This window comes from Streptomyces sp. NRRL F-5755, from assembly GCF_001279365.1.
Classification (GTDB): Bacteria; Actinomycetota; Actinomycetes; order Streptomycetales; family Streptomycetaceae; genus Streptomyces; species Streptomyces rimosus.
This window is the reverse complement of sequence record NZ_LGCW01000230.1, coordinates 71,632-79,360: the sequence shown is the minus strand read 5'-3', so window position 1 is coordinate 79,360 and position 7,729 is coordinate 71,632. Positions and strand designations below refer to the sequence as shown.

Genomic DNA, 7,729 nt, shown 5'->3' with positions numbered 1-7,729 from the left:
CCACCGGACACCCCCACCCGCCGCGGCCCCGCCGACCCCGTGAAGACGCTGATGCACCGGCACCGGACGCTGTGCGAGCACGCCGTCGATCCGATGGAGATCGCCGCCGGTCTGGAGGCGGACGGCGTCACCGACCGCACGGCGGCCCGCTTCCGTCACCGCGACGTCTTCTCGCTGGCCGAGGAGCTGTACGCCCGGGTCCCGCGCGCCGAGACGCCGCCCGACGCGCCCGGGTCCGAGCCCGTACGGCGCGGGCGGGGCGTCCGCGCGGTGCTGCATCTGCTGCCCGGCGCCTTGTGCGCAGCGACCGTGGCCGCCGTCGCCGCAGCCGCCCACGCGCCCACTCCCGTACCCACGGACTGGGTTGACGTCCCGTCAGCTCATCTCGCCCAGGCGGTCGTCGGAGCGGCCGGAGCCTGCCTGGTCCTCCTGGCCCTGCGCCTGTGCGTCCGACACGGCCCGCTGCGCGCACGCTATCCGTCCGCGCGCGCCGCCGGTCTGTGGACCTGCTGGCTGGCCGGATACGCGCTGTGCGGCGACTGGCTGTTGCGGCTGCTGCTGGCCGGTGGCCCCGGCCTCCCTTACGTACGGCCGCAGTTCGCCACCGGCGCCGTCCTGGCCCTGACGTGTGCCGTCGTGCCCGCCGCCTGGTGTGCGCACTGGTTCGCGGCCCGCGCGCGGCGCGGACTGGCGGGCAGCCGGTGCCTGGCCGCCTTCGGCTCACGCGTGCGCCCGCTGCTGCTGGTCGCCATGACCATGCAAGTCGCCGCGCTGGTCGCCCTGTCGGCCGCCGCCGTCGGCGACGGGGGAGCGGGGCCGGTTGCCGCCGCCACGGCCCTCGGCCTCCTGCTCTTCCTGGCGCGGCTGCTCGCCCGGCACGGCTTCCCCGCCGCGGCCGCCGCGGGACCGGCCGCTGCCGTCGCGCTGGAGGCCGCCGCCCTGGCCTCCGTACCGGCCGCCCGGCTGCCGGGTCTGGCGCCGCTCGGCAAGCCGGTCGAGACCGCCGTCGCCCTCCTCGGCCCGTCCGCCGTACCGGCCGTGGCCTGCGCGTTGCCCGCCGCCGGCCTGCTGCTGTACGCGCTGCGCGCCCTGACCGGCGCCTCGGCGCACGCTCCCGACCCCGTCGCGGCCCCCGCCGCCCCACCGGCGGAGGCGGACCGGCCATGACCCCACGCACTTCACCACCCGCGTTACGCACGCCACTTCCACCGGCGCGCACGCCACCACCCCCGGCGCGCGTGCCATCACCGTCTGCGCGCACGCCGGTACCCCCGGCGGGCGCGCGGGCGCCGGCAGGACGCCTGCCGCACTCCCGTTGCGCCGGCCGTCCCCGTACGGACCTCCGCCGCCGTCCACGCGGTGCACGCCGCCACTTCCCGGCCCCCGATGTGGTGGTGGCCGCCCCTGCCGTACCACGTCCCCCAACTCCCTGCACGAGGAGAACGAGATCATGAACGTCCAGCCCACCGAAGCACACCGGGACCGGGGGGTCGCGCGATGAGGGTGCTGCTCATCGGTGCCAACGGGTACCTCGGGCGCTATGTCGCCGACCGGCTGCTCGCCGACCCCGCCGTCCAGCTGACCGCCCTCGGGCGCGGCGACGACGCGGACGTCCGCTTCGACCTGGCCTCCGGCAGCCCGGGAGCGCTCACCCGCTTCCTGGACGCCGTCCACCCCGGCGTAGTGATCAACTGCGCGGGCACCACCCGGGGCGGCGCGCGCGACCTGACCCGGCACAACACCGTCGCGGTCGCCACCGTCTGCGAGTCGCTGCGGCGCAGCAGCTGCGGCGCCCGGCTCGTGCACCTGGGCTGCGCCTCCGAGTACGGGCCCTCGCAGCCCGGCTCCTCGACCGCCGAGGACGCCGTCCCGCGCCCCGGCGGCCCGTACGGCGTCAGCAAGCTCGCCGCCACCGAACTGGTCCTCGGCTCCGGCCTGGACGCCGTCGTGCTGCGGGTCTTCTCGCCGGTCGGCCCCGGGACCCCGGCGGGCTCGCCGCTGGGCCGGCTCGCGGAGGCGATGCGGCGCGCGATGCAGGCCGGCGACACCGAACTGAAGCTGGGCGGCTTGGGCGTACAGCGCGACTTCGTGGACGTACGGGACGTGGCGCGGGCCGTGCACGCCGCCTCGCTCTCCGCCGCGCAGGGCGTGGTCAACATCGGCACGGGGCACGCCGTACGGCTGCGCGAGGCCGCCGCGCTGCTCGCCCGCGTCGCCGGGTTCGGCGGCTCGCTCCACGAACTGGACACCCCGCCCGGCTATCCGGGCGGCGGCCCCGCCGCGGCCCGCCTCGCGATTCCGGGGCCGACATCTGAACACGGCACCATCCCCCCCGCGTACCCCTATCCGGACGGGTGCGGGAGCTGGCAGCAGGCGGACGTGCGCACCGCCCGCGACCGCCTGGGGTGGCGGCCCCGGATCGGGCTGGAGGAGTCCCTCGCCGACATCTGGATGGAGGCCGCATGCCGTATCTGACGACTCCGGTGGACAGCGGGTGCGCCGCGACCGGTGCCGCGCCGCTGGGCGTCGGCGTCCCCGGGTTCGCCCATCCGCTGATGGCACCCACGGAGTGGGCCGAACTGCTGCGGCTCTCCAGGGGCCTGGCCTGCACCGGGGGAGCAGGCCGGGCGCCGGGTCCGCAGGGCGCCGCGGCGGCGTTGCACTGGGTGGTGCTCAACGTCGCCCGGGGTCCTGGGGCCCGGCCCGACCCGTACTGTCTGCCCGCCACCGCCCAGTTGCGGGACGCGGGCGCCCGGCTGCTGGGTTACCTCGACCTGGAGCACGGGGCCCGTCCCTTCGGGGAGCTGGTCTCCGACGCGCACCGCTTCCTGGACTGGTACAAGGTCGACGGCTTCTATCTGGACCGCTGTCCCACAGAGCGGACACAGCTGTCCGAGACCCGGCGTCTGACCACCACGTTGCGCGCCCTGAGGGACGGCGCGCACCTGGTCACCGGGCACGGCCGTCACCCGCACCCCGGTTACGCGGACGCCGCCGACCAGCTCGTCACCTTCGCCGGGCGCTGGTCCGACTACCGCTGGTCGCAAGTGGCCGAGTGGACCGCCGCATACCCGGCCGGGCGCTTCTGCCACCTGGTGCACGGCGTTCCCCGTACGCACCTGGAAGAAGCCCTGCGCATCGCCCGCTGGCAGGGCGCCGGAACGGTCTACTTCACCGACCGGCCCGACCACGGCGGCGGCGCCTGGGAGTCGCTGCCCGGCTACTGGGACGAATTCGTCTCGCGTATCGGACCTGGTGTCTCGGAATGAAGAAGGGCGTGGCAGTGTTACGGAAAGACCACCGTCCCCCGCTCCGGGCCCGCCCCGAGCGGGGGGTCGCCCATCGAGAACCGACCAACGGAGTCCCCGTGTCGCTGCCACCCCTGGTCGAGCCCGCCGAGGAGCTCACCGTCGACGAGGTCCGCAGGTACTCCCGCCACCTGATCATCCCGGATGTCGGGATGGACGGGCAGAAGCGGCTGAAGAACGCCAAGGTGCTGTGTGTCGGCGCCGGCGGCCTGGGCTCGCCCGCGCTGATGTACCTGGCCGCGGCGGGCGTCGGGACCCTCGGCATCGTGGAGTTCGACGAGGTCGACGAGTCCAACCTCCAGCGCCAGATCATCCACAGCCAGGCGGACATCGGCCGCTCCAAGGCCGCCTCCGCCAAGGACACGGTGCTGGGCATCAACCCGTACGTCACGGTCAACCTGCACGAAGAGCGCCTCGACTCCACCAACGTCATGGAGCTGTTCGCCCAGTACGACCTGATCGTCGACGGCACGGACAACTTCGCCACCCGCTACCTGGTCAACGACGCCTGCGTGCTGCTGAACAAGCCGTACGTCTGGGGCTCGATCTACCGGTTCGACGGCCAGGCGTCGGTGTTCTGGAGCGAGCACGGCCCCTGCTACCGCTGCCTGTACCCGGAGCCCCCGCCGCCCGGCATGGTCCCCTCCTGCGCCGAGGGTGGCGTCCTGGGCGTGCTGTGCGCGTCCATCGGCTCCATCCAGGTCAACGAGGCGATCAAGCTGCTGGCCGGCATCGGTGAGCCGCTGGTCGGCCGCCTGATGATCTACGACGCGCTGGAGATGACGTACCGCCAGGTCAAGGTGCGCAAGGACCCCGAGTGCGCGGTCTGCGGCGAGAACCCGACCGTCACCGAGCTCATCGACTACGAGGCGTTCTGCGGCGTCGTCTCCGAGGAGGCCCAGGAGGCGGCGGCCGGTTCCACGATCACTCCGCAGCAGCTCAAGGAGTGGATCGACACGGACGAGAAGATCGAGATCATCGACGTCCGGGAGCCGAACGAGTACGAGATCGTCTCGATCCCCGGCGCCAAGCTGATCCCGAAGAACGAGTTCCTGATGGGCACCGCCCTCCAGGACCTCCCACAGGACAAGAAGATCGTCCTGCACTGCAAGACCGGCGTCCGCTCCGCCGAGGTCCTCGCCGTCCTGAAGTCCGCCGGCTTCGCGGACGCGGTCCACGTGGGCGGCGGCGTGATCGGCTGGGTGAACACGGTCGAGCCGGAGAAGCCGGTGTACTGACCGGCGCTCCGCACGGCGTACGAAAGGGCCCGCACACCGGCTGGTGTGCGGGCCCTCGTCGTGTGCGCCCGGCGTGCGTGCCCGTGCCGTACGCCGTCAGATCTGTCCCTTACGCGTCAGCTGCGTGAACGAGATCCAGCCCGGCAGCACCGGCAGCCAGAAGGTCATCAGCCGGAACAGCAGAACCGCGGGGAACGCGATGTCCGTGGTGAGCCCGGCCAGCGTGAGTGTCGTGGTCAGCGCGCCCTCGATGGCCGCCACACCACCAGGAGTGGGCGCCGCGGAGCCCACCGCGTTGCCGGCGAGGAACACCACCGCGATGGCCGCGTAGCTGAGCTGTCCGCCCCCGCCGAACGCGCGGATCGACGCGTCCAGGCACAGCACGTTCGCCGCCGTGAGCAGCAGTGTGCCGCTGATGCCGACCACCAGCTTCTTCGGGCGCTGGAGCACGTCCAGCATGCGCGGCACCACGCCCGCGAACAGTGACCGTACGCGTGTGCCGATGAACTTGCGCAGCCCCGGCACCGCGGTCACCACGAGCACCAGCACGGCCGCCGTCAGCAGGCCCGCGATCACCGCGCGGGACGGCGAGAGCGACGGCGTGCGCTCGGTGCCGGTCAGGTAGCCGAAGGTCAGCAGCAGCAGGATGTGGCAGCCCAGGCCGAACAGCTGGGACGCGCCCACGCTCGCCACCGCGAGACCGGGCCGGATGCCCGAGCGCTGGAGGAAGCGGGTGTTCAGCGCCACGCCGCCCACCGCGGCGGGCGCGACCAGCTTGACGAAGTTGCCCGCCACCTGCGCGATCACCGTCCGCAGGAAGGACACCTTCTCGGGTACGAAGCCGAGCAGGCTCATCGCCGCCGCCGGGTAGGTCAGCGCCGAGAAGGCCAGCGCCGCCACCACCCACAGCCACTGGGCCTCGCCGACCACCTCGCCGAACTTGGCGTGGGTGATCTGCGAGAACAGGAAGTACGCGGCGAAGACGCCGGCGATCCAGGTGACGAGGGTGCGTGGCCGGATGCGCTCCAGACGGGCCGGCTCGACGGGTGCCGTCGGCCGGATCAGCAGCACCTGCTGGCGGATCTGCGAGAGCAGGTCCTCCTCGCGGGCCTCCTCCAGCGCCTCGTCGACCGCCCGCTTCTCGGCGCTCTTCTCGGCGCGCGCCACCTTGCGGTTGGCCGGCTGCTCCTGTGTGTGTGCGCCGCCCCGCCGGGCCGCCTCGGCAGCCTTGCGTTCCTTGGCGGCGCGCGACGCCTCCAGGACCGCCTCGCGTTCCCGCGCGGAGCGCTCGCGGGCCAGCTGCCGCAGCGTGGACCGGGTGGTGCGGCTGAGGGCGATCGGCTGGAGCAGCGGCAGGCTGTCGGCCACCGCGTCCGGGTCGAGTACGTCGACGGCCGCGGCCACCGCCCGCTCGGCGCCGGTCCGCAGCGCGAACGTGGTCAGCAGCTGCGCGATGTCCATCCGCAGGACCAGGTCGCCCGCCGCGATCTCGCCGCCGCGCAGATCGGTCAGGATGATGCTGCCGGAACGATCCACCAAGAGGGCGTCACCCACCAGGCGGCGGTGCGCGATGCGCCGCGACTGGAGCGCCGCCACCTGCCGCCAGGCGTTGCGCATCAGCTCGTCGGTGATCTCCTCGTCGGGCAGCGCGTCCAGCGGCCGGCCGTCGATGTGCTCGTACACGAGCATCACGGCGTCCGGGCCCAGCTCGGAGGTGGCGATCAGCTTGGGGGCGCTGGCGCCGGCCGCGATGGCCGCGTACGCCAGCAGCGCCTCCTGTTCCAGCGCCTGGCGCAGCGACTGGAGGCTGCGGCGCTGGTTGATGCCGCGCAGCGACAGCCGGCGCCACACCCGGTAGAAGAACCCCTGGGCCTGCCGCTCGCGGTCCACGACGGTGACGTCGATGGGCGGGCCGTCCTCCAGGGTGACGATGTAGCGGCGGCCCCGGTCGGCGTGCTCCGGGTGCTCGGGGTTGCCGATGTCCTCCGCGCGTACCGCGCTGACCGGGTGGAAGCCGACCCGGCGCAGGCCGGCCAGGAGGTTCTGCCCGGTGGGGCGCACATTGGGGGAGCCGACCGCGTACAGCGTCCCGAAGGCCACCGTCCAGCCGATGAGGATGGTGGTGACGATGGCGAACGGGGTCGTGTAGCGGCCGACGAGCACGGCGAAGGCGTCCAGCAGCAGGACGCACCACATCGCCACCCGCCATCGGGGGCGCCGTGACATGCCCACTGCTGTCATGTACGCGATGACCGGCGCGAGATAGCTGTGCACCGGCGCGGTCAGTCCGCCGTTGGCCAGCGGCTGGGTCAGCGCGACCCGGATGGACTCCGGGGCCGCCTCGGCCACCCACAGATCGGTGGCCAGCGAGACACCGTGCGCGAGGACCGCCGCCAGCACGCCGTCCGCGATCCGCAGCCCGTCGCGTTTGATCAGCCGTTCCACGGCGAACGCCACCGGCACGATCAGTACGGCCACGCTCGACGCCAGCCCGGCGAAGTTGATCAGCAGCCGCGGCGCCAGCCCGGCGCCCTCGCCGATGTCGCGCTGGAGGCCCTGGGTCGTGCCGTGCGCAAAGGTGGCCAGCAGCAGCACCAGCGCGATGCCGACGATGCCCAGCAGCAGACGCATCAGGTCGGAGGGCCGGTGCACCCGGGCGGGGAGCAGCGGCTCGTCACGGGAGACCTGGTCCACGTGGAACTCGCTGCCGACGCGGTCGGAGGGTGGGGCGGTGCGGTCCGCCTTCTCTGTTTTCTCCGACTTTGGCTTGTCGGGCGCGGTCTTGTCCGTCTTCGGCCGGTCCGGTGCGGACTTCTTCCGGTGGGATGTGCCGGTCGCCCCCGATGGTGCGGGCGGTCCGGCCCCTCCGGTCCGGCCGGCCGTGCGTTCCTCTTCTGCCGCGCCCTCCGCTTCGCTGGAAGCGGTCGCCGTGTCGGCCCGGCGGGGCTGATCCGGCCCCTCCGGACTCGCGGACTCGTCGGCTCTTCCGGCCTTCTCGATCGTGCTCGCCTTTTCGGTCGCGGAAGCCTGTGACGGCTTCCCCCGTGATGTCCCGTCCCCCCGGCCGGGGGTGGCGGTGGACAGCGCCTCAGGGGTGCCGGCCTCCCGCGGAGGCACCGCACCCTGCTGTTCGGCCGTCTCTTCTTGATCTCGTATCACCAGTCACCGCCCGGAAGATGGTGG

The 7,729-nt window shown here is 73.3% G+C and carries 5 protein-coding genes; 4 read left to right on the top strand and 1 reads right to left on the bottom strand.

Annotation, left to right across the window (positions count from 1 at the left end):
- The 4 genes from ADK86_RS19215 to moeZ all read left to right on the top strand — a co-directional run.
- The coding region (locus ADK86_RS19215; protein ID WP_234345929.1) for a hypothetical protein at positions 1-1,167 on the top strand (1,167 nt) is incomplete at its 5' end.
- Between the two features lie 330 nt (positions 1,168-1,497).
- Complete coding sequence (locus tag ADK86_RS19210) at positions 1,498-2,475, top strand: NAD-dependent epimerase/dehydratase family protein (RefSeq protein WP_053697664.1); 978 nt, start codon at positions 1,498-1,500, stop codon at positions 2,473-2,475.
- Entirely contained in the window at positions 2,463-3,269 is an 807-nt protein-coding gene (locus tag ADK86_RS19205; RefSeq protein WP_030587294.1) for a spherulation-specific family 4 protein, read from the top strand. The genes ADK86_RS19210 and ADK86_RS19205 overlap by 13 nt, the downstream gene beginning before the upstream one ends.
- 98 nt (positions 3,270-3,367) lie before the next feature.
- Positions 3,368-4,546, top strand: coding sequence for an adenylyltransferase/sulfurtransferase MoeZ (moeZ, locus tag ADK86_RS19200; protein WP_003984444.1), 1,179 nt, complete (start codon positions 3,368-3,370; stop codon positions 4,544-4,546).
- A 96-nt stretch (positions 4,547-4,642) separates the two neighbouring features.
- Here moeZ and ADK86_RS19195 read toward each other — a convergent pair whose 3' ends face one another.
- Positions 4,643-7,705 carry a lysylphosphatidylglycerol synthase transmembrane domain-containing protein gene (locus ADK86_RS19195; RefSeq protein WP_053697663.1) on the bottom strand — a complete coding sequence of 1,021 codons (3,063 nt, stop codon included), beginning with the start codon at positions 7,703-7,705 and terminating at the stop codon, positions 4,643-4,645.
- Positions 7,706-7,729 lie beyond the last annotated feature (24 nt).